Annotated in this window: 15 protein-coding genes; 4 read left to right on the top strand and 11 right to left on the bottom strand. The window is 30.5% G+C overall.

What is annotated here, in order from left to right; translation table 11 throughout:
- Positions 1-58: 58 nt before the first annotated feature.
- From AWN65_RS14140 to AWN65_RS14155, 4 genes are all read right to left on the bottom strand, one after another.
- A complete protein-coding gene (locus tag AWN65_RS14140; protein ID WP_060383723.1) occupies positions 59-4,237 on the bottom strand; it encodes a PorP/SprF family type IX secretion system membrane protein in 4,179 nt (1,392 codons plus the stop codon).
- 17 nt (positions 4,238-4,254) lie between these two features.
- Positions 4,255-5,664, bottom strand: coding sequence for a T9SS type B sorting domain-containing protein (locus AWN65_RS14145; protein WP_060383724.1), 1,410 nt, complete (start codon positions 5,662-5,664; stop codon positions 4,255-4,257).
- A 171-nt stretch (positions 5,665-5,835) separates the two neighbouring features.
- Positions 5,836-7,119, bottom strand: a complete 1,284-nt coding sequence (locus AWN65_RS14150; RefSeq protein WP_060383725.1) for a hypothetical protein — start codon at positions 7,117-7,119, stop codon at positions 5,836-5,838.
- A 72-nt stretch (positions 7,120-7,191) separates the two neighbouring features.
- On the bottom strand, positions 7,192-7,629 hold the full coding sequence (locus AWN65_RS14155; RefSeq protein ID WP_060383726.1) for a hypothetical protein: 438 nt from the start codon (positions 7,627-7,629) through the stop codon (positions 7,192-7,194).
- Between the two features lie 592 nt (positions 7,630-8,221).
- Between AWN65_RS14155 and AWN65_RS14160 the strand changes: the two genes are divergently transcribed.
- Complete coding sequence (locus tag AWN65_RS14160) at positions 8,222-9,370, top strand: DNA polymerase III subunit (RefSeq protein WP_060383727.1); 1,149 nt, start codon at positions 8,222-8,224, stop codon at positions 9,368-9,370.
- 4 nt (positions 9,371-9,374) lie between these two features.
- Positions 9,375-9,758, top strand: a complete 384-nt coding sequence (locus tag AWN65_RS14165) for a hypothetical protein (protein WP_060383728.1) — start codon at positions 9,375-9,377, stop codon at positions 9,756-9,758.
- Between the two features lie 44 nt (positions 9,759-9,802).
- Here the strand turns inward: AWN65_RS14165 and AWN65_RS14170 are convergent, their stop codons facing one another.
- From AWN65_RS14170 to AWN65_RS14190, 5 genes are all read right to left on the bottom strand, one after another.
- Entirely contained in the window at positions 9,803-10,384 is a 582-nt protein-coding gene (locus tag AWN65_RS14170) for an OmpH family outer membrane protein (protein WP_060383729.1), read from the bottom strand.
- 2,438 nt (positions 10,385-12,822) lie between these two features.
- Positions 12,823-13,674 (bottom strand): class I SAM-dependent methyltransferase, encoded by an 852-nt coding sequence (locus tag AWN65_RS14175; RefSeq protein ID WP_060383730.1) that lies wholly within the window; start codon positions 13,672-13,674, stop codon positions 12,823-12,825.
- A gap of 94 nt (positions 13,675-13,768) precedes the next feature.
- Entirely contained in the window at positions 13,769-15,640 is a 1,872-nt protein-coding gene (gene mnmG, locus AWN65_RS14180; protein ID WP_060383731.1) for a tRNA uridine-5-carboxymethylaminomethyl(34) synthesis enzyme MnmG, read from the bottom strand.
- A gap of 124 nt (positions 15,641-15,764) precedes the next feature.
- On the bottom strand, positions 15,765-16,187 hold the full coding sequence (ybeY, locus tag AWN65_RS14185; RefSeq protein ID WP_060383732.1) for an rRNA maturation RNase YbeY: 423 nt from the start codon (positions 16,185-16,187) through the stop codon (positions 15,765-15,767).
- Positions 16,174-19,527: a DUF4175 family protein gene (locus tag AWN65_RS14190; RefSeq protein ID WP_060383733.1), complete on the bottom strand. Its 3,354-nt coding sequence runs from the start codon at positions 19,525-19,527 to the stop codon at positions 16,174-16,176. Before AWN65_RS14190 ends, ybeY begins: the two co-directional genes overlap by 14 nt.
- 171 nt (positions 19,528-19,698) lie before the next feature.
- Between AWN65_RS14190 and gltX the strand changes: the two genes are divergently transcribed.
- Together gltX and AWN65_RS14200 are read left to right on the top strand one after the other, a co-directional pair.
- Complete coding sequence (gene gltX / locus AWN65_RS14195; RefSeq protein ID WP_060383916.1) at positions 19,699-21,201, top strand: glutamate--tRNA ligase; 1,503 nt, start codon at positions 19,699-19,701, stop codon at positions 21,199-21,201.
- A 113-nt stretch (positions 21,202-21,314) separates the two neighbouring features.
- Entirely contained in the window at positions 21,315-22,295 is a 981-nt protein-coding gene (locus AWN65_RS14200; RefSeq protein WP_060383734.1) for an SPFH domain-containing protein, read from the top strand.
- A 201-nt stretch (positions 22,296-22,496) separates the two neighbouring features.
- Here AWN65_RS14200 and AWN65_RS14205 read toward each other — a convergent pair whose 3' ends face one another.
- Positions 22,497-23,252, bottom strand: coding sequence for a T9SS type A sorting domain-containing protein (locus tag AWN65_RS14205; protein WP_060383735.1), 756 nt, complete (start codon positions 23,250-23,252; stop codon positions 22,497-22,499).
- Between the two features lie 91 nt (positions 23,253-23,343).
- Positions 23,344-25,032, bottom strand: a complete 1,689-nt coding sequence (locus AWN65_RS14210; RefSeq protein ID WP_060383736.1) for a glutamine--tRNA ligase/YqeY domain fusion protein — start codon at positions 25,030-25,032, stop codon at positions 23,344-23,346.
- Between the last annotated feature and the right edge of the window lie 33 nt (positions 25,033-25,065).

A 25,065-nucleotide genomic window follows, 5' to 3' on the forward strand; every position in this document is an offset into this window, starting at 1 on the left:
AATTTTATCTTTTTATGAACTTGTTTTAGTAACAAATCACATACAATCTAAAAAATAATTATTTTTCTATTTTAATAATCACCATCTTACCATTATAAGGTTTTTCTCCTTTATTTTTCATAGCTTCATCTGCTTCATTTATTTCGTCATAATGACTACTATAAATGAAATAGGTACCTGTACTTACATCATAAAAGAAATCAATATTTTTTTCTCCTGCTTGAATTGCTTTTTTAATAAAAGCGTCACGTCTTGCTTCATCTTTATGGGTAGCTAATACCATATAAAAACCAGGTTTTTCATTAGCAACATTTTTTACAATTTGCATATTAATCTGATCACTATCTCCATAATCAAAATCAGCTGCTTTATAAGATTGACCTGTTGCGCTTGTACTTGTCTTTATTTGACTTAAGGTTGCGCGATCTTTTTGATACTTTGCTGAAGCATCTTCAAAATTAGCTTTCTTAATACGACGTCTTTTTTCTATCTCTGTTTGAGTTTTAATATCTTCTAATTTAGTAATTAATTGTTTGCTCTCTTCTTCTGATCGAACTTTATCTTGCTTTAATTTTTCTATTGTTTTAAGATACGATTGATTAATTACGTCATTCTTATTTGGTATTTTTTTCAAACGTTCTGCTGCTAAATTCTGATATTCGGCAATAAATTGATCTTGTTGTTTTATATTAAGTGCAATTTCATTTTTTAACGATTCTATAGCTTTATTAGCTTGACTCATACTCTTAAACTCTACTTCTTGAGCAGGGGCTACAATTCCTTTTTCTGAATCATCATTTGCTTTACGCATGGCTATTAATTCTTTTTCTTTCTCAGCCACTATACTTTGGAATTTTTTAATTGATTCCGATTGTAATTTTTGAGAATCCTCTATAACTCCTGATAAATTATCTATTTCTTTATCTTCTGCTGTTTTTGAAGCTTCTTTACGCGCTAATTCCTCTGCTTCCGCTTTTTCCTTGGCTAAACGTGCTGCTTCGGATTTCTCTTTTGCTAGACGATCTTGCTCGGCTTTTTCACGTGCTAGTTCTTCTGCTTTTGCTTTTGCATCTGCTTCCGCTTTTTCCTTAGCTAAACGTGCTGCTTCGGATTTCTCTTTTGCTAGACGATCTTGCTCGGCTTTTTCACGTGCTAGTTCTTCTGATTTTGCTTTTGCATCTGCTTCTGCTTTTTCCTTGGCTAAACGTGCTGCTTCGGATTTCTCTTTTGCTAGACGATCTTGCTCGGCTTTTTCACGTGCTAGTTCTTCTGATTTTGCTTTTGCATCTGCTTCCGCTTTTTCCTTAGCTAAACGTGCTGCTTCGGATTTCTCTTTTGCTAAACGATCTTGCTCGGCTTTTTCACGTGCTAGTTCTTCTGATTTTGCTTTTGCATCTGCTTCCGCTTTTTCCTTAGCTAAACGTGCTGCTTCGGCTTTCTCTTTTGCTAAACGATCTTGCTCGGCTTTTTCACGTGCTAGTTCTTCTGATTTTGCTTTTGCATCTGCTTCCGCTTTTTCCTTAGCTAAACGTGCTGCTTCGGATTTCTCTTTTGCTAAACGATCTTGCTCGGCTTTTTCACGTGCTAATTCTTCTGATTTTGCTTTTGCATCTGCTTCTGCTTTTTCCTTGGCTAAACGTGCTGCTTCGGATTTCTCTTTTGCTAGACGATCTTGCTCGGCTTTTTCACGTGCTAGTTCTTCTGATTTTGCTTTTGCATCTGCTTCCGCTTTTTCCTTAGCTAAACGTGCTGCTTCAGCTTTCTCTTTTGCTAGACGATCTTGTTCAGCTTTTTCACGTGCTAGTTCTTCTGATTTTGCTTTTGCATCTGCTTCCGCTTTTTCCTTGGCTAAACGTGCTGCTTCGGATTTCTCTTTTGCTAGACGATCTTGCTCGGCTTTTTCACGTGCTAGTTCTTCTGCTTTTGCTTTTGCATCTGCTTCCGCTTTTTCCTTGGCTAAACGTGCTGCTTCGGATTTCTCTTTTGCTAGACGATCTTGCTCGGCTTTTTCACGTGCTAGTTCTTCTGCTTTTACTTTTGCATCTGCTTCTGCTTTTGCATCTGCTTCTGCTTTTGCATCTGCTTCCGCTTTTTCCTTAGCTAAACGTGCTGCTTCAGCTTTCTCTTTTGCTAGACGATCTTGCTCGGCTTTTTCACGTGCTAGTTCTTCTGATTTTACTTTTGCATCTGCTTCCGCTTTTTCCTTAGCTAAACGTGCTGCTTCAGCTTTCTCTTTTGCTAGACGATCTTGTTCAGCTTTTTCACGTGCTAGTTCTTCTGATTTTGCTTTTGCATCTGCTTCCGCTTTTTCCTTGGCTAAACGTGCTGCTTCGGATTTCTCTTTTGCTAGACGATCTTGCTCGGCTTTTTCACGTGCTAGTTCTTTTGCTTTTGCATCTGCTTCCGCTTTTTCCTTAGCTAAACGTGCTGCTTCAGCTTTCTCTTTTGCTAGACGATCTTGTTCAGCTTTTTTAAGTTCTAGTTCTTCTGATTTTGCTTTTGCATCTGCTTCTGCTTTTTCCTTGGCTAAACGTGCTGCTTCAGCTTTCTCTTTTGCTAGACGATCTTGTTCAGCTTTTTTAAGTTCTAGTGCATCCGTTTTTGCTTTTGCATTTGCTTCTGCTTTTTCCTTGGCTAAACGTGCTGCTTCAGCTTTCTCTTTTGCTAGACGATCTTGTTCAGCTTTTTTAAGTTCTAGTGCATCCGTTTTTGCTTTTGCATTTGCTTCCGCTTTTTCCTTAGCTAAACGTGCTGCTTCAGCTTTCTCTTTTGCTAGACGATCTTGTTCAGCTTTTTTAAGTTCTAGTGCATCCGTTTTTGCTTTTGCATCTGCTTCCGCTTTTTCCTTAGCTAAACGTGCTGCTTCGGACTTTTCTTTTTCTAGACGATCTTGCTCGGCTTTTAATTTAGCTGCAGCCTCTGCTTTTAGTCTAGCTTCATTGGCCAAACGTTCCTGACGTTGGCGTTCTGCTTCTGATAATGCTTTATTTTTATCTTGTTCAGCTCTTAATCGAGCTTCTATCTCGGCTTTAGCTCTAGCTTCGGCTTCCTCTTTTGCTTTTAGAGCAGCTAGACGATCTTTTTCTGCTTTCAATCGAGCTTCTTGTTCGGCTTTTGCCTTTGCTTCTGCTAATTCTTTTTCTTTTCTTAAGCGTTCTGCTTCTAAACGTGCTTTTTCTTGTTGTTGCTTTAATGCTAACTCAGCAGCTCTTTCTTTCGCTAATTCTTGCGGACTTTTCTTTTTAACAGGAACCGCTTTATCACTTGCTTTTGGATTTGTTCTAGTACTTGCTTTTACAATTGGTCGTTCATCTTCATAATCACCATAACCTCTCAATTTATAGGCTAACGTAAATTCATGAGATAATCCAAAATTAGAAAGATTTCCTAAAGGTTTTTCAATTCCATAACCAACGGATATTTTTTTAGCTAAAATAAATCCAATACCTGCATTTATACCATTTAAATTATCATAGCCTGCTTGAATCCAACCTGCTTTAGGAGCGTTAAAGAGCAATGAAACTCCAAATCCTGAATAAGCTGTTCCTATTTCAGCACGACCTAAAGCAGAAAACTTAGCTTTTTCTAAAATACCATCACGATCTATATAACCTGTATACATGGCGTGTAATCCAAAATTTTTGGCAGGATTACCTTGTACTATTCCAGATGGATTAAAATTGTACAGGAATAAATTATTAGCTACTATACCTATATCAAAAAAGCCTGTACCAAAATTAATTCCTGGATTAATAGAAACTAAAGAGTACTTAGATAAGTTATTCAATATAGTTTCTGGTACATTTGTAATTATTTTTCCTGCATTAATACCACTATTAAGATAAGCTATGTTTAAGCCTAAAGTAAGATTAGAATCTTGAAGAATTTCAAGATTTCTAGCAAAATTTCCTACCATCCCAAATGTAGAATAGATGCTTTCATTGTTTTGAAATAATCCTATTCCATAAGCGTTTAATTCTTGAATTTTTCCTGATAAACTAAAGAAATAATCGGTTCTTGAATTTTCAAACCCAATCCATTTTCTTTTATTGTAAAAACTAATAAAAGATTCATCTTCTCTGACATGACTAAAACTGGGATTAATAATAAATTTATTAAATTTTAAAGAATTTTTAGCTAAAACATCAAATGGTCTAACTCCATTTACTGGTGTTTGACCACTTAGTTCTATTGTAACTAAACTGATTATGAAAAGGCTAAAACTCTTTAATTTCATAGTTTTTAATATGTAATTTATTTAAGAATGGTAATAGACCCTTTTTTTAAAGGGTTACCATCTTTTGAAATAATATAATAATAAATTGGGTTGATATCTTTTACTTCTATAGTTGATTCAGGCCAAGAATCATCATAATTTTTCATTCTAAAAACCTCTTTACCATAGCTATTTAAAATTAGGACTTCTACTGAATCATTTTTATATTCTGTGGGTATAACCCATGTATCATTTTCGTTATTAGTATCATTAGGACTTATAACATTTGGAATATTAACTGATTCTACTCCTTCTATTATTTTAAATTGTATTGTTTTGGTATAAAGACAACTTGGGTCATTTTGTTTGACAATTAATTTATATATACCTTCTTTAAAATTGGTGTCATTAGTAACTGTAAAATTTTGAGTTGTGGCTGTGGGAGTCGACCCGTTTGGTAAAAACCATTCGTAAGTTGGATTTATAGCTGTGGTAGTCGCATTAATATTAATTGTTTCGTTTTTCTTTAAATAATTTATGGATTTAGCATTTATTGCCAAATTAAAATTAGTCGATTCTAGTTTAATTGTATTGGTAGAAGTAGATTCACAAGCAGTACCAGGGCTAATTATTACTTTATAAACACCTGGATCAGCTGTTTTAAAACTATGAGAAGTGGCTCCGTCAATTTTTAAGAAATCTCCGTTTCCTTGTACATCACGATACCATTGATAAGTTTGTCCAGCTGTTGTACTTAAAGTAGTTGGATTACTAGGGCAAACGGTTGTTCCTAAACTAGATGATATAGAGTAGGGAATTGTATTACTAGTAAATACAACATTTACTTCTTGTGAATAAGCTATGAATCCAACTGTACTATTACAATTTCCATAATCTATCTGTACACTATATTTACCTGATTGTGTAACATTTATTTTTGATTCTTTTTCATTTGGCATTACAATTCCATCTTTTTTCCATATATACTGCAATTGTTTATATTGTAGGGGAGAAGGGGCTTTATCACTTATAGTTAAGACACCATTTGCTCCACAAATACTTAAATTACCAGTGCCATCATCTAAGATATTAATTTTATCATTGTAAATCCAATAATAGGCATGAAAGGGCGATGTAGGAGAACTTGTTATAGCTGGTGAGGTAGTTCTTATTCTTAGTTTATATGATTTTCCAGCAGTAGTAGCATTTTCGGGAACTTTAAAAGTAATTTTTCCTGGACTAGTATTGACTTGAGAGGAAAGAATTGTAATGGGTGTTAATTTAGTAAAATCTCCTTCTGGATCAGACATTTCTAAAGTAAAAACATTTCCTGCATTAAATCCATTAAAATCAAAACTAATCGAATAGCTATTAAAATTAGAAGATGCACAAATATTTGCAAAATTTTTAAAAGGAGCATTTACAAAAGCCTGTCCTTTATTTTCCATTGTAAAGAAAAATAAAAAGACGATTAAAAAATATTTGTTAAAAAAATTACGAAATAATGTATGATTCATAAACTTCTAATCTAAATTAAATTTGATCCTAAACTAAATAAATCCACTGGTAGATTTACTGCCAATGGATTTAAAGTTATAATACTATAATCTAGAGATAAATTATTTCCCAGCAGTAAATTTACCTACTTTTAATCTAAAATCTGGAGATTTAGACTCTACTGGGTTAATAAATAACTCAGCATTAGGTGTTTTTTCGTATAGATTTAAAAACTGAGGATTTCCATAAAAATCTTCTAAATCATCATTATTTGAGGAATTAGCTAGGAATATATTTCCTTTACAGTTATTAAAAAATACTTCTGAAAAGCCTATTTTTTTCAATCCTCCAGCTTCTGGATTAATTTCACTATCTAGAATGGTAGCAGGAGCAAATCCTGATATTAAACTTCTTTTCAAACTTAAAGAAGTATTGGCACCTACGAAAACACCTTCTTTTACTAATCCACTAGCAAGATCTAAATCAAAACTTTCTGAGTTATTAACCAAAGTGCAATTCGTTGCGACAACATTGGTAGAAGGTTTTGAGAAATCTGCTTCTTCTTTTTTATCATATCCTACTACATTGATACATCTTGTTCTAGATGCTCCTGAATATAGTGAATGTCTTATTACTAAAGAGTTATCTAATTTAACTTGAGCACCTTGATTAAACTTAAAATCATCTCCAGAAACGCGTAAGGTAACCATATTTTTGAGGCTTGTATCGCCACCTAGTACCTCTATTCCATTTCCTGCTGAAAAGCTAGTCATTATGTGCTCTATCACTGTTTTGTTACCAACTCCAGCTAAAGTTAAAGCGTTGTAATTTTTAAATCCTTTTATTTTTTTTCCTGCGAATTCAATTCTTAAAAAACGTAATACACCAGAATTTGCCATAGGATTAGTTCCTCCGTAGATAGTTTGTGCAGGATCTAAATCATAATTCATGGACGCTACACCACCAAATTTATTAATTGGAGCATCGTTAAGGATCACAAGCCCACCCCAATCTCCTGGTTTTTTCACAGGTTTATTTGAAGTGAATACAATAGGATCTGTTTCTGTTCCATTAGCTTCTAATCTTGCACCTTTAGATATAATTAATGCTCCACTAGTTTCTGCATCCCCTTTTATGATTGTACCTGGTTCAATTGTAAGGGTTACACCTGCTGTCACATACACTGGACCCTGTAGCAAGTAGGTATTTCTTTTTTGTAATGTTTTGTTGGCTGTGATTTTTCCATACAAAATCTCGGTTGCCTCATTGTATTCTGTCTTAGAAGGTTTAAAATCTGTCCAGTTATTTAACCAGTTAGAAGATCCTATTATACCTTTTTCTTGCTGCGCAGTTGCAGTCATTACTGCAAACAAAGCGATCCATTTTAAGTTAAGCAATTTCTTCATGGGGGGTCAAGTTTTTAGAAATTTACGCTAATATAGTAAAATTTTTCTTATTATAATTATTTTTTTAAATTATTATTCATACAATTGATTTAATTCTCGTAACATATTTTCATAATATAAAATAGAGGCTACTAAATTGCCTTTATCGGCGTAAGGAACCATTGTTGATTGAAACGCAATCGTTGAATTAACAAAAGCAACTATGTTTTCTTGTTGTTTATCCAAGGCACTATTATTATCAGAGCTGTCTGGAATACCTACATCTTGCATAGTCATACCTGGTTTGTTAGTTAATGCTAGGTAAGGTAATATGTTTACAAGTACCCTGATTCGTTCTTTGTATAATTCCAAAAGTTGTCCCTTAGGCATACCATCTAATTCACTTTTCTCATGGAACTTTTTAATTGCCGCACCACTAGTACTGATGATACTTTTTGGCTTTTTTGCTTGAGCATTTATATTTCCTACTGCGAAAAGCATAAATAAGCTTAAAAAGATAATTTTCTTCATGGTTATTCTTCTAATTTCAGTTATTAAAGTTCTAATTGTTCAAAAATATACTTTTAAATTGAATTAACAATTTTTTATTTGAATTTGTTAACAATTTTAAAAGCAAACTAAAAAATAAATGCATTCATTTTTAAACCATAGTACCAAAAGCGTGCCAAATTTTATTTTATCATAAAAAAATATCTTTTAACTTTTATAAATTTCACTAGTAGAAGACAATCTCTATTAATTTACGTCAATACAAATATAGCTTTTTTTTAATTATATCTAACAATTTATTTTAGTTATATTTTAAAATTAACATTTTGTGAATTATATTGTTTTTTAAATATGTTTTAAAGTCTAATTATTGTTAAAAAATTAGTTTTTATCTGTGTTTATTTGATCTTTTTTATTAGCTAATATTTGCTATAGTTCTAGATCTTTGCTTTTTTAGGCTTATTTAAGCAGGATGTAGAAAATTATTTTTAATTTATTTATTAAAATCCCTTTAGATTTTATATTCTGAAGTCATGTAATAAGATTTCTTAATGAGTTATAATTTTTATTTTTGAATAAAATTATAATAGAATAAGTAATTACTTTTGCTTTTATGTTATTTAAAGAAATAGTAGGTCACCAACATGTAAAAAATCATTTATTAACTAGTGCTAGCCACGGGAGGGTTCCTCATGCACAATTATTTGTTGGACCAGAAGGTTGTGGCGTATTAAGAATTGCTATTGCTTATGCTCAGTATATACTATGTCAAAATAAAGGATTTGAAAATCAAGGAGGTATAGATAATTGTAATATAAAATTTGAGCATTTTTCTCACCCTGATTTACATTTTGTTTATCCAACGGTTACAACTGAAGATGTAAAATCAAAGCCTAAAAGTTTAGATTTTTTACCACTCTGGCGAGAATTTTTACAAGAAAAACCATACGGTGGTTTGTTTGATTGGTACGATAAATTAGGTGTAGGAAATAAGCAAGGAGAAATTAGGGTAGAGGATGCTTCAGAAATATTAAAATCATTAGCTCTAAAATCCTATGAAGGAGGGTATAAGATTTTGATTATTTGGATGGCTGATAAAATGAATATTGCAGCTTCTAATAAATTACTAAAACTACTTGAAGAGCCTACAGATAAAACACTTTTTATTTTAATTACAGAAAATGAAGAAGACTTATTGCAAACGATTCGTTCAAGATGTCAAGTCATTAATTTTGGAAAATTAAGTGAATCTGCTATCTCTCAGCATTTAGTTGAATATGAAGGAATTGATGAAAAAGAAGCTATGAAGATTGCCCATAAATCACAAGGTAATTATAATAAGGCTTTACAATTAAGTTCTCATCAAAATGAAGATGCTCCATTTGAACAATGGTTTGTAAATTGGGTACGAGCTGCATTTAGAGCGAAGGGCAATGCAAGTGCTATACAGGATTTGATAAACTGGAGTGAAGAAATAGCTAAGCTTGGAAGAGAAAATCAAAAGAAATTTTTGAGTTATTGCATTGAAATATTTCGTCAAGCTGTTTTATTAAATTATCAAGCTGATGACTTAGTTTATTATGAATCTGGTATACAAGGATTTGATTTAAAAAAATTTGCTCCTTTTATTACGGGGCGGAATATACAAGAAATATACAAAGAATTAAATGATGCCATTTATCATATTGAACGTAATGGTAATTCTAAAATTATATTAACTGATTTATCTATAAAACTAACACGTTTAATCCATAAAAATTAATATTATGAACAATCTAGCTAGCTTACTTCTTTTAGCTTTTTTAGCTATTACTTTTCTACAATCAGGATATGATAAATTCATTGATTATCAAGGGAATTTAAATTGGTTAAAAGAACATTTTAAAAATACTTTTTTTGATGGTATGGTATCTATTTCTTTAAATATTTTATTGATATTTGAAATTATAGCTGGTATTCTTTGTATAGTAGGAGGAATAGAATTATTGGTAAACGGAGGCACAACATTTGGAAAATATGGTGCAGTTGTTTCATGTGTAACACTATTAATGCTTTTATTTGGTCAGAGAACAGCCAAAGATTATGATGGGGCAAGAACTATTGTTATTTATTTTATCCCTGCTGTATCTGCTGTTTATATTTTACAATAATTTTATAAAAAAGGGGCAAATACTGTATGTATTGCCCCCTTTTTTTATTTCTTAACTTCTTTATTATCAGCTTCTTTTTTAGGTTCTGTTTTTTTACCTTCTGAAGCATATTTTTCGTTTAAAGCTTTTACAACTTCTTTTGTTATATCATAGCTATCTTTTGCATATAAAACACTTGCTGCATCTCCTGTTCCATATATATAATCATATCCTTTTTTCTTTCCATAATCTTTGATAAAAGTTCTTACTTTTTCAACAACTGAGTCACGTTTGGAACCTCCTTCTGCTTGTAATTGTTGTGCTATAGCTTGTTCTGCATAAGCTAACTGTTGCGAACGTTGTTGTAATTCAGCATATTTTTGTTGTGCCCATGCTTGTCCTTTGGCCATTGCATTTTGTTGGAAATTAGCTTTTTCTGCTTCTAATTTTCTAGCTTCAACTTCTAACTCACGTCCTTTAACTTCTCCTTTTGTTTTGAATTTGTCCTGTAATTCTTTTGCTTCAGTATAATCTTCCATAAGTTTTACAGTGTCTATATAAGCTGTTTTTACCTCTTTAGCTTCGGTTGTTTTATTACACCCTACTACGGCAGATAAAACAACCGCCATCATTACAAGCTTTTTCATTCTATTTCTGATTTTTAATTTTTTGTAAAAGTAAACTTTTATTCTAAAATACTCGATACAAAAAATAAATGAATTAATATCAAAAAATAATAGAAAATAGACTATAAAATTAAAATAGTAAAAACTTATTTAAATAAACTAAATAATAATAATTCTTGATAAAAAACCACTTAAATAAACTCGTTTTAAGCTATTTTAAATCTTTAATCTATAACGAATATACCAACTGAAATAAAAGTTCTTTAAATCAGCTGTAATTAGTTTTTAGGTCAAAATAAAGATTATAAAAGGTATTAATAGTAAAAAATAGTTTTAAAAAAATCCGTTTTTATGTTATTTGTTAATAATTTAAGTAAAGAGGTAATAAATAAGTAAAATTGATAGAAATAAATAAAACTATAAATTGTAGTAATTTTATATTATTTTTTAAAAACAGAATATTTTTAGTTTGTTTTTTTACTAAATGGTTTTAGTAAAAAATTAATGGTGTTTTTTATAAATATTAGAATTTAAAAAATAGTATTAAAACGACTTAAATAAACTTGTTCTAAAGCTCTTTTAAGAGAACAACGATAATACATATTTATAAATAGTTTATAAACTCTTACAATTAATTTAAATAGTATTTAAAAGATAATATGATATAGGAAGTATTCCTTAAAAACGTAACAATCAATTTTAAAGGAAAAAATTAAAATTTCACGTGGAACAAAGTATTTAAATTATTAGGTGAAAAGATTCTTAAAGATTGCTATCTTTTTATTTCTACATACGATAGAAATGACAAGCTAAAAGATTAAGTTACTTTTTTTAGAGATCAGAACTCTTTAAAAAATTAGATTACGGAATTGTAAAAAGATAATTTCATAAGGTTATAAATTTTATAAATTTTCAGCATTCTTCTTTTAATCTTTATAGATTCATAATAACTATAATCTTGAGATTTTTAAAACAACTTAAAATTAATAAATAAAAATCTGTAGTAAAAATTCATTACGAATAATGATGGTTTTAAATATGAGGAGGACTTTTTATCATTTTACCCTTTTATATTCATAATAAAATACATCATGAAATCAAAAATAAAACAGGGTTGATATATTTAAATAATTAATTAACATATAAAATTATTCTATAAAAAAATTCCACGTGGAACAAATAGCATAAAATTCTTTTTTTAGATAATGTGAATATAAAATCTTATTTTGAATTTCACGTGGAACATTTTATAAAAATAACCATAAAAATCCTTTTTTGAATGAAAAAAGTTATTTTTTGAATAAAAATAGAGTTTTTTAGAGTAAAGAGTAAAGAGTAAAGAGTAAAGAGTAAAGAGTAAAGAGTAAAGAGTAAAGAGTAAAGAGTAAAGAGTAAAGAGTAAAGAGTAGAGAGTAGAGAGTAAAGAGTAGAGAGTAAAGAGTAGAGAGTAAAGAGTAGAGAGTAAAGAGTAGAGAGTAAAGAGTAGAGAGTAAAGAGTAGAGAGTAAAGAGTAGAGAGTAAAGAGTAGAGAGTAAAGAGTAGAGAGTAAAGAGTAAAGAGTAGAGAGTAGAGAGTAGAGAGTAAAGAGTAGAGAGTAAAGAGTAGAGAGTAAAGAGTAGAGAGTAAAGAGTAGAGAGTAGAGAGTAGAGAGTAGAGAGTAGAGAGTAGAGAGTAGAGAGTAGAGAGTAGAGAGTAGAGAGTAGAGAGTAGAGAGTAGAGAGTAGAGAGTAGAGAGTAGAGAGTAGAGAGTAGAGAGTAGAGAGTAGAGAGTAAAGAGTAGAGAGTAAAGAGTAAAGAGTAGAGAGTAAAGAGTAAAGAGTAGAGAGTAAAGAGTAAAGAGTAGAGAGTAAAGAGTAGAGAGTAAAGAGTAGAGAGTAAAGAGTAGAGAGTAAAGAGTAGAGAGTAAAGAGTAGAGAGTAAAGAGTAAAGAGTAGAGAGTAAAGAGTAGAGAGTAAAGAGTAAAGAGTAGAGAGTAAAGAGTAGAGAGTAAAGAGTAGAGAGTAAAGAGTAGAGAGTAAAGAGTAAAGAGTAAAGAGTAAAGAGTAAAGAGTAAAGAGTAAAGAGTAAAGAGTAGAGAGTAAAGAGTAAAGAGTAGAGAGTAAAGAGTAGAGAGTAAAGAGTAGAGAGTAAAGAGTAGAGAGTAAAGAGTAGAGAGTAAAGAGTAGAGAGTAAAGAGTAGAGAGTAAAGAGTAGAGAATAAAGAGTAGAGAGTAAAGAGTAGAGAGTAGAGAGTAAAGAGTAAAGAGTAAAGAGTAAAGAGTAAAGAGTAAAGAGTAAAGAGTAAAGAGTAAAGAGTAAAGAGTAGAGAGTAAAGAGTAGAGAATAAATCAGTTAAAATTAAAACTAAGTCTTTTAAAAAAATAGACAAGAGGCATAAAATTCACACTATAAAAACTAGAATACAAATAAGAAAAGCAAATCAATTGATTCGCTTTTCTGTATTAAATTATTTATTTTAATTAATCATCATTCTTTATGATATAAATATGAGAAGAAAACTCTTTTTTAGCACCAGCTTTAATATTTGATTTTAATCCAATCCAAAAAGCTTTTAAAAAATTCATTTTACCTGTTTTATATTTCTCAGATAAAAGTGAAACATAAAAACTATCAAAAATCATAGGGTGAATTTGAGTGATTTTCATCTTATTTTTACCAAATAATTTTTCCATGCTTTTTTTAGAAAAATGCCATAAGTGTCTAGGTACATCATAAGCTGCCCAATATTTCCCATAATATTCTGCATCATAGGATTTATAATTAGGAACCGCAATTACTAAAGTTCCATTAGGTTTTAATAAACGTTTTAATTCTTGAATTTGTTCTTCTAAATTAGGTACGTGTTCTAAAACATGCCACATTGTAATAACATCTACGGAACGCTCGGATATTGATTGGGTAGTATCTACTAATTCTATTCCTTTTGATAAAGCTAAATTTCGAGCGTTGACATTAGGTTCAAATCCCTTTGTTATCCAACCTGCATTTTTTGCAGTAACTAAAAAATCGCCCGTTCCAGCACCTATATCTAGAATAATTCCTTTTGTTTTATGAATACTACTAACTAGAGCTACTTTTTTTATTAAAGCATAAGATTTCACTAAATGGTATAAACGTTCAAATAAAGAACGTTTACCATCTGTATGCGAAATATAGTCTTCACTTTCATAATAAAACCCTAAACGTTCTAAAGAGGGTTGAGGATCCGTTTTTAATAATTCCGTTTCAGGATCTAATAATAAATTAAAATTTTCATTAGAAACGGAATGATCTTGTACTTTTATATAACTATTTTGTTCTGAAAAATTCATTTGTATAATAAAACTTTGGTTTTAAAAGAATATTTAGTTTTTAAAAAAGTTCCACGTGAAACAAAATATCCTTTTGTTTTGATTTTTTAAAAGATTATCTACCCATATAAACTAACATAACAGAAATATCATTAGGGGATACACCGCTAATGCGTGATGCTTGTGATATAGTAACTGGACGTATTTTTTTTAGTTTTTCACGTGCTTCATAGGATAAAGATTTCAATTGATCGTAATCAAAATTATCTGGAATACGGATATTTTCTAGACGATGCAATTTTTCAGCATTAGCTCTTTCTTTTTCTATATAGCCTGAATACTTAACTTGTATTTCTGATTGTTCTATAATTTCTTGATCTAAATCATTAGAATCTACATATTCTTTAACTTTTTCGAATTTCATCATATCCTCCATTTCTATCTGAGGTCGAGAAAAAATTTTAAACATTTTATCTCCTTGGGTAATAGGAGAACTTAGTTTAGATTCTAAAATAGGATTTGCTTCTTTTACAGAAACAGATGTTTCTCTAAAAAAAGCAACCATTTTTTCAGCTTCATTAAATTTATATTCCATTCGTTTTAATCGTTCTGAACTTGCCAGACCTATTGCGTGTGATTTAGGTGTCAAACGATAATCAGCATTATCTTGACGAAGTAAGGTTCTATATTCTGCACGAGATGTAAACATACGATAAGGTTCTTCTGTACCTTTCGTTATTAAATCATCTATTAACACACCTATATAAGCCTCATCTCTTTTTAATATAAATTCTTCTCGATTTTGTGCTTTTAAAGCAGCATTTATACCCGCCATTAAACCTTGAGAAGCTGCTTCTTCATATCCTGTAGTACCATTTATTTGTCCTGCAAAATACAAACCTGAAATTATTTTCGTTTCAAGAGTATGTTTTAATTGAGTAGGAGGAAAGTAATCATATTCTATTGCATATCCTGCTCTAAAGAATTTTACATTTTCAAAACCTTCTACTGAGCGCAATGCTTTAAATTGAACATCCTCAGGAAGGGAAGTAGAAAATCCATTTACGTAAACTTCAACTGTATTCCAACCTTCTGGTTCAACAAAAAGTTGATGGCGATCTTTATCGGCAAAACGGTTAATTTTATCTTCTATAGACGGGCAATAACGAGGACCTAAAGATTTAATTCTACCATTAAACATAGGAGATCGATCAAAACCTTCACGCAACAATTCATGCACTAAAGGAGAGGTGTAAGTCATATAACAATCACGCTGTTTTACCAAAGACTTTGTAGAATCGGAAAAAGAAAACTTAGCTGGATTTAAATCTCCTGGTTCTACACGCATTTTAGAATAATCTAAAGAACGACCATCTACACGAGGCGGTGTACCTGTTTTCATACGACCTGCTTGAAACCCTAAACGAACTAAATCTTCGGTTATACCATAAGAAGCACTTTCACCAGCTCTACCACCTCCAAATTGTTTCTCACCAATATGAATCAAACCATTTAAAAAAGTACCATTTGTTAGAACAACTGTCTTAGCGTAAATAGACAATCCTATAGCAGTTTTAACCCCTATCACACGTTCTTTTTCAGTAATTAAACCAACAACCATTTCTTGATAAAAATCAAGATTAGGTGTTTGCTCTAACATCAAACGCCATTCTTCTGAAAAACGCATACGATCACTCTGACAACGCGGAGACCACATTGCGGGTCCTTTGGATTGATTTAACATCTTAAACTGAATTGCTGTCTTATCAGACACTATACCAGAATAACCTCCTAAAGCATCAATTTCACGAATAATTTGCCCTTTTGCAATTCCACCCATAGCTGGATTACATGACATTTGCGCTATATTCTGAAGACTCATCGTAATCAACAAAGTCTTAGAACCTAAATTAGCAGCTGCAGCCGCAGCCTCACAACCAGCATGCCCAGCCCCTACAACAATTACATCATAATTCTCTACAAACATTATATATCTTTAAAATAATTATTTTATATTTTCTTTTTTTAAACTGTTTCACGTGAAACAGTTTAAAAAAAGAAAAAGTTCCACGTGAAACAAATTTTATTTGTTTCACGTGGAACTAAAGTTATTAATTATGTTTCACGTGAAACATCTTTATTTTTTCATCTTCTTTTGAGCGCATTATTTCTTCTTCTATAGGGTTTTTATCTTTATATCCACAATAATGTAACACTCCATGAATAACAACTCTTTTTAATTCTTCTTCAAAAGAAATACCTAAATTACTAGCATTTTCTTTTACACGGTCAATAGATATAAAAATATCACCAGCAATTAAGCCTTCTTCTGTGTAATCAAAACTTATAACATCTGTGTAGTAATCATGGTCTAAATATTGTTTGTTAATCTCTAATAAATATTCATCATCACAGAAGATGTAATTAATTTCGTTTAACTCTTTATTCTCTGATTCTATAACAGATTCAATCCACTCTGTATAAGCTATCTCATTATCTAACAAGAAATTAGTTTCATAATTATAATTTATCATTTTGCTTAAAATATTCTTGAATACGTTTATTAAATTGCGAGCGCAAAGGTAAGCTTTGTCTATTTAATATTTCTATACTATTTAAATATTCTTGTAACTTTTGTGGTAGGGGAGAAGAGGTGTTTTGAAATTCTCTTTTATTAGTAATCCCTTCTCTTTTATTATCTTGGTTTTGTTCTTGTGCTGCTTCCTGTAATTTTAATAGTTCGTATTTTAATTGCAATGCTTTTTGTACTAACTGTTGATTGAATCCTTTAGTTATTAATTGTTTTTCTAGCTGTTTCATTTGATCTATAGCATTCTGTCCTTGTACTCCTAAACCTTGTTTGTTTAATTCTTTTTCTAAAGCATCTCGTAATTGTTGCTGCTCTTTTAAAATACCTATAATATCTTCTGCATTCCCTTCACCATTTTCACCTGAATTATTTTGTTTTGAATTTCCTCCTTTAGAATTTGAATTTCCTTGAGTACCTGACTTGTTACCTCCTGCTTCTTTCCCTTCACCTTCGCCATTACCAGAGGATCCAGAAGAGCTAGGTTTTTGTGATTTACCTTTTCCCATTTTTTTCATTAACTCTTCTTGTTTCATAATAATATCTGGTAATTGCATACCCGAGCCTTTTCCTTTTCCAAGACTAGGAGTGCCTTGCCCTGATCCTGACATAGACATTTGCATATTATCTAAAATATCAGCTAATAAATTAGCTAAATTATTAGCACTAGTAAAAGTGTATTGTTGGCTAGACATTCCACGTGATATTTGATTTTCTGTAAAGTATTCTATTGATTTATCTAAATTATAATAAATAGTACCTATTTCTTTGGTTACTTTTTCTCCAATTTTAGGGTTACGTAATGACATGGTAAATAGACTATCATCTACATGCTTAAATTGATTTTTTAAATCTTGTTGTGTTTTAATCTGCTTAGAAAATGAAGAAGATGAACCATTAATACTTTTAAAATTATTCATTAACTTTTCTTCTGAAAAAGAAAATTCAAGTAGGTTATCTACAATTTGTCTAAGCATTTTTATATCCTCACTCATTTGTTCTTTATCACCACCTTGCATCTCCTTTTCAATTGATTGTACCATCTGACGCATTTTACGCGATGCACTTTTTTGTTTAGCAGCAGCCTTAGAATTATTTTTAGCTTTTAATTCGTTACTTGCATTCTTCATATCAGCATCAATGCTTTTTTGTTTTTCATTATCAGAAGGTATTGAAAGTGGTTTTTTTAATTCTTTATTTTTTTTATCTAAATCACTTAATTCCTTTTGCAAACGATCAAAAGAATTATTTAACTCTTCTTGTTGCTTTTCATTATTATCTTTACTGTTGGATAACTCTTCTTGTTTATCAGCTAATCTTTCTAGTTTATCTACTAATTCTTTTGCCTTTTGTTCAATATAATAGCGTTTCGTTAGTTCAACTAACTGTTCTAAACTTTTAGTTTGATTCTTAGATTTTTGCTGAAATTTTTCTATTTTATCGAATAGTTCTTCATGCTGTAATTTTTCGTTTAATTCTTTTAATTCATCTAATAATTTTTTATTTTTATCTAAATCTTGTTGAACATTATCTAAGCGTTTTTCTAATTCTTCTTTTTTAGGATCTTTAGAAGTTGGCTTAAACTGATCTAAATTTTCTTTTATTTTTTCAGCGTAATTTTTTAATATTTCTTCTTGTTGTTTTTGACGTTTGATAAAATCATTTACTTTCTGTTGTTCTTTATAGTCTAATTCTTTTTTTTCTTTTCCTACTTGTTGTAGCTTTTCTAATTCTGATTGTTGTTTATCTTGTAGTTTTAAAGATTTTGAAAGACTATTAATATGATCATTTTGTTGTTGCAAAAATTCTTCTTGCTTCTCTTGTTCTGTTGATTCACGATGAGAAAAAACAGAAGACTTAGAAATCTTAAAACCATTTAAAGCATCATTATCTGAAATTTCAAAATAATATTCATACTGAACTCCTGCTTTAATAGGAAGGGAACTAGGAAAACTAAAAACAAATTTATCATATATCCCTTGTTTAAATGATAAGGTTCCACGTTTTGCTTCATGTACTTTTCCTTTAGGATAATAAACAATACTTAAACGATGAAATCCGTAATCATCCGAAATTTGACCTACTACGTAAGGTTTAGAAATATGTAAACTATCAGGTGTGTTATCAATTTTAATAGTTGGATATTGATCTTTAATAACATTTAAAGAATAAGTTAATTTTTCGAAGTTTTTAACTGATTTATTTGAAGTAACTATTTGATAATCTGAATTTTGATTGATTTTTTTAACTAAGATAAAACTATTATTCTGCCTATTAAAATGATCTAAGGACTTATTTATATTCATTTGAACTAATTCGGTATATTGAGCCTTAATAGTCCAAGTTATAGTAGTTCCTTCAGGAATAATAGCATTGCCAGTACCTCTAATTAATTCAGATTTTTTACCTAAATAACTTGGGAAATTTAATACCATTTGAAAATGGGTAATAGCAGGAATAGAATTTACTTTTAAATAGTAGTTTTTACTAATTACTTCATTTGATTGAATGTAAAATTTTATATCAGCTAAGGGGTTTTCGAATGTGTATTTAAAAATACCTGGGGCAGTATTTTCCATAAAATATTGCTCATTTCCTATAACAATAATTGCTTTGTCTGGATTTACTTTACCTTTCGAAAAAACAGTTAAAGTAAAATCTTTATTTTGTTGTGTTACCAATGAATCTTTAATAAATAATTCAAATGGAGCAGGAGGGGAGAAGTGTTTATTATAATTAACAACACGATTCATACCTTGAGCCAAATATTCTTCTTTCCCTAAAATCATAAAAAATAAAATAATCAGAAAAGGAATTAATGCTAAAGGAATATATTTTTTATTCTTTTTAAAATCTATTGCCTTTGTAAAAGGTATAGGTTGTAAACTTTTTGCTTTTTGATCTATAGAAGCTAATAATAATTCGGATTGATTAGCATCTTTTACTAACTGTAAGAAATTAACTAATTTATCATTTACTTCATTAAAATGTTTGCCTATTATAAAAGAAGCTTGTTCATAACTCAATCCTTGTTTAAGCTTAAATAATTTAAATAAGGGAATGATTATAAAACGAATTAATAAGAAGAATTCTACTAGAATAAACAATCCAAATAAAATACTTCTTCCAATAGGTTGTAACCAAAGAAAATATTCTATAAAGTTGGTAATTAAAAAATAGAGCAAACCTAATCCTATAAAAAATAAGCTACCACGAAGCAATTCATTGGTATAATATTTCTTAATAAAACTTTCTAACTTAGCAAATATGAGTTGTTTTGATTCCAAAATTAAATACTTTAATTATAACCTATAAAGTTAGTAAATTATCAAATACAATAGCAATACTCAAAATCAAACAAATATGTAAAGAGTATGATGTATCTTTGTAAAACACATTGCCTCTTAACTAGACTCAAAATGATGCTTTGTGTAATAAATAACAAAAACAATAAAAAAATGTCAAAGCCAGTTAGAGTGCGTTTTGCACCCAGTCCAACAGGACCTTTACATATAGGCGGTGTAAGAACAGCCTTATTTAATTATTTATTCGCTAAAAAACATAACGGGACATTCTATCTACGAATAGAAGATACAGATCAAACTCGTTTTGTTCCTGGAGCAGAAGCTTATATTTTTGAAGCTCTAGAATGGTTAGGAATAGCTCCCGATGAAACGGTAGGGAAAAATGAAAAATTTGGTCCTTATCGCCAAAGTGAACGTAAGCCAATATATAAACAATATGCTGACGAATTAATTGAAAAAGGATGGGCTTATTATGCTTTTGATACAGCTGAAAAACTGGATGAACTAAGAAAATCCGCAGAAACTAATGGTCAAACTTTTATATATAATCATACCGTTCGAGAAGCTTTAGATAACTCCTTAACCTTATCAAAAGAAGAAATAGAAAAACGCATAGCTAATGGTGATGCTTATGTAGTACGTTTTAAAACTCCTGTTAATCAAATATTAGAATTAAAAGATATTATCCGTGGGGATATAAAATTTGATACTAATCTATTAGATGATAAAGTATTATTTAAAAGTGATGGTATGCCTACTTATCACTTAGCTAATATTGTTGATGATCATTTAATGGCAACTTCACATGTCATTCGTGGTGAAGAATGGTTACCATCATTACCATTACACGTGCTATTATACAAAGCCTTTGGTTGGGAAGCACCTGAATTTGCACACTTACCATTAATATTAAAACCGGTAGGCAATGGCAAATTATCAAAACGTGATGGTGATAAAATGGGATTCCCCGTATTCCCATTAGAATGGAAAACAGAAGAAAATACTTCTATGGGGTATCGTGAAAATGGTTTCTTCCCAGAAGCTGTAGTAAATTTCCTTGCGTTATTAGGTTGGAATGATGGTACAGAACAAGAAATCTTTTCATTAGAAGAATTAATAAACAAATTTGATTTAGCACGTGTAAATAAATCGGGAGCTAAATTTGACCCTGAAAAAAACAAATGGTTCAATCATCAGTATTTATTAGGGAAAAGTGATAACTCACTAACTAATAGTTTTGCTAAGGAATTGGAAAAAAGAGGGATTACAACTTCCTTAGATTTAGAAAGAATTGTTTCCTTAAACAAAGAACGTGCAAATTTTGTAACTGATTTATGGGATCTAACTGATTATTTCTTTGTAGCCCCTACATCTTATGATGAAAAAGGTTTAAAAAATTGGAAAGAAGAAACTCCTGAATTATTAAACCAATTGATTACTGTTTTAGAAGGAATTTCAGATTTTACAAGTGCAACTATCGAAACATTAGTAAAAGAATGGTTGACAGCTAATGAAATTGGGATGGGTAAAGTAATGCAACCCTTCCGATTAAGTTTAGTAGGAAAAATGATGGGACCCCATTTATTTGATATTGTAGAGATTCTTGGAAAAGAAGAAACTATTAAACGTTTAAAAAGAGCTATAACAAGTATATAAAAGTATAACCCTCAGCAAATGCTGGGGGTTATACTTTTATAAATCAAAATAATATATGTAAAAAAGTTCGCTTACACATATAAATAAATATTTAACAAACTAATTTTTTTATTATGAACTCATTATTTATTCTTTTTATCTTCTTTGGATTTATTTTATTAATATCATCCTTCTTCACTGTAAAACAACAAACCGCTGTAGTGGTGGAACGTTTTGGTAAATTTAATAGCATTAGACAATCTGGTTTGCAAATTAAAATTCCAATTATTGATCGTATAGCTGGACGCGTAAATTTAAGAATACAACAACTAGATGTGGTTATTGAAACTAAAACAAAAGATAACGTATTTGTTAAAATGAAAGTTTCAGTACAGTTCAAAGTAATTCAAGAAAAAGTATACGATGCTTTTTATAAATTAGAATATCCTCACGATCAAATTACCTCTTATGTATTTGATGTAGTTCGAGCAGAGGTACCTAAACTTATTTTAGATGATGTTTTTGTACGTAAAGATGATATTGCCGTAGCTGTAAAACGCGAATTAAATGAAGCAATGACTACTTATGGATATGATATTATAAATACTTTAGTTACTGATATTGATCCAGATATACAAGTAAAAAATGCTATGAACCGTATTAATGCTGCTGATCGCGAAAAAACAGCTGCTGAATATGAAGCAGAAGCACAACGTATTAGAATTGTGGCTAAAGCTAAAGCGGAAGCAGAAAGCAAACGCTTACAAGGACAAGGTATTGCAGATCAACGTCGTGAAATTGCACGTGGCTTAGTAGAAAGCGTAGATGTATTAAATAAAGTAGGGATTAATTCACAAGAAGCCTCCGCACTTATTGTGGTAACTCAACATTATGATACTTTACAAGCAATTGGTAGTGATACCAACTCTAACTTAATTTTATTACCTAACTCACCACAAGCTTCAACCGATATGTTAAATAATATGGTAGCAAGTTTTTCAGCAAGCAATCAAGTAGGAGAAGCTATGAAATTAGGTACCAAAAAGAAACAAGAGCAAGCTAAAAAGTTTCTAGAAGAAAATTTTGGAGATCATAACTCTGAAGAAAATGTTTAAAAAATAAAAAAGTGGTCAAATGACCACTTTTTTATTTTAAAGCTTTTTAAGAAACTATTATACTAATAGTAATAAAATCACCTTATCTATTTTTTTTTATTGCTTAAATTAAAAATATAAAAGCCAAAATAATAAAATAAAATCTATTAATTTTTAAAAACAATAAAAAAAACCTATAATAACAAAAAACTATTAAAAGTATTAATTCTTAATAATTTTCATAATACTTCTTTTATCGCTTTCAAAAAACACATCTAAAAAATAATGTCCTTCCTCTAACTTACTAATATCAATCGAAGAAAAAGAATAAGGCAATTCTAAAGTTCTTCCATTAATATCATAAGAAATAACTTTTTTAATTTTTTCTGCAGTATCTACAAAAACATTTGTTTGAGCAGGATTAGGATAATGACTAACTGAAATAGATTTAAAATTTTCAGTACCTAAAGTTTCACCTACGTTAATACTCTGACCAGGTACATTATTATAAGCATAACTTTTAAGAGTAATAACTCCATTAGCCGTACTATTAACTAATAACCAACCATAATATTTAACCCCAGAAATTTTGAAAAAACATCCAATATAAGAATCTCCTATGGGAAATTTTTCATTTGGATTAGCCCAATTAGGATTAATATAAGCATCACCTTGTGCATCAAAACTACTTGAATTTGAAATAGTTGAACCAAGTGCTAAAGATTTAATAATATCCCAACCATGACCACTAGCTAAAGTGCCTGTAACAATAAAATTAACATCTGCAGGGTTAAATAAACTTCCTACAGAACCTCCCATTTCTTGAAAGCTAAACTCTGGAATCGCATCATTATTAAAATCAATATCAAGAGATACATCAGGTGTAAATGTAAAATCAGCTATATCACGAACAATAATATTTGCTTGTGATTGTACATACATAAAAAAGCAAAAAATGCCAGAAGTAATTTTTTTCATAGATTAACATATTAAATTAATGATATTAAAAGTAATAAAAAAAGAGCTCAATTTAATCATTAAGCTCTTTAAAAAATAAATATTTATTTAACTATTCTTCTTTACTTTCAACCTTTGCCCAAGTGTCTTTCAAACCAACTGTTTTGTTGAAAACAAGCTGATTTTCAGTAGATTCCTTATCTACACAGAAGTAACCTAAACGTTGAAACTGAAAATGTTCTAATTCCTTTGCACTAGCTAAACTAGGTTCTAAATATCCTTTGATAACGGCTAAAGAATTTGGATTAATAAACTCTTTAAAATCAACTTCTTTGTTACCATCTGGATTTTCATGCGTAAATAAACGGTCATAGACACGAACTTCAGCTTCAATTGCATGATTAGCTGATACCCAATGAATAGTTCCTTTTACCTTACGTTTAGAAGCCTCTGTACCACTACCTGAACGCGAATCTGCATCATACGTCGCATGAATTTCTATAATATTACCTGCCTCATCTTTAATAACAGACTCCGCTTTAATGATATACGCATTTTTTAAACGTACTTCTCCATCTAATTTCAAACGGAAAAACTTTTTATCTGCCTCTTCTTTAAAGTCCTCTCTTTCAATATATAATACTTTAGAAAAAGGTACTTTTCTAAAAGTCAATACTTCTTCTTCAGGATTATTTTCAGCTTCTAACCATTCTTCTTGCCCTTCAGGATAATTAGTTATTACCAATTTTACAGGATCTAGAACCGCCATAACACGTGGGGCAGTCTTATTTAAATCTTCACGTACACAGAACTCAAGTAATGAAACATCAATCAAATTCGTACGTTTAGCAATACCAATCGTTTTAGCAAAATTACGTATCGAAGCTGGTGTATAACCACGACGACGCATCCCAGAAATGGTACTCATTCGAGGATCATCCCATGCAGTTACATGTCCTTCTTGTACTAATTGTAACAATTTACGCTTTGAAACTACCGTATGTGATAAATTTCTACGAGCAAATTCACGTTGTTTTGGACGTGTTTTTGAACTATCATAAATGTTATTTAAGAACCAATCATATAATTCACGGTGAGGCAAAAATTCAAGTGTACAGAACGAATGCGAAATCTGTTCCATATAATCACTTTCTCCATGTGCCCAATCGTACATAGGGTAAATACACCATTGATTAGCCGTACGATGATGATGCTCGTGCATTATCCGATACATCAACGGATCACGCATCAACATATTAGGAGATGCCATATCAATTTTGGCACGTAACACATAAGAACCATTAGGAAATTCACCGTTTTTCATACGAGTGAATAAATCTAAATTTTCTTCTACAGATCGGTCACGATTCGGACTATTTACTCCAGGTTGCGTAGGCGTACCTTTTTGTTTTGCCATTTCTTCAGATGACAAATTATCAACATAAGCCTTGCCATTTTTGATTAAAACAACAGCCCAGTCATATAATTCTTGAAAATAATCTGAAGCATAACATTCTTTATCCCACTGAAAACCAAGCCATTCTACATCACGCTTTATCGCATCAACATATTCTTGTTCTTCTTTAGAAGGATTAGTATCATCAAAACGAAGGTTAACGGGCGCGTTATAATCTAATCCCAAACCAAAATTCAAACAAATAGCACTAGCATGTCCAACATGCAAATAACCATTAGGTTCTGGTGGAAAACGGAAACGCAATTTATCTTGTGACAAACCATTTTTTAAGTCTTCTTCAATGATTTGCTCTATAAAATTCAAAGATTTTTCAGTATTCGACATGGTAATTTTTATACTTTTGACAAAGATAGAAAA

This window comes from Flavobacterium covae (assembly GCF_001534645.1).
GTDB lineage: Bacteria > Bacteroidota > Bacteroidia > Flavobacteriales > Flavobacteriaceae > Flavobacterium > Flavobacterium covae.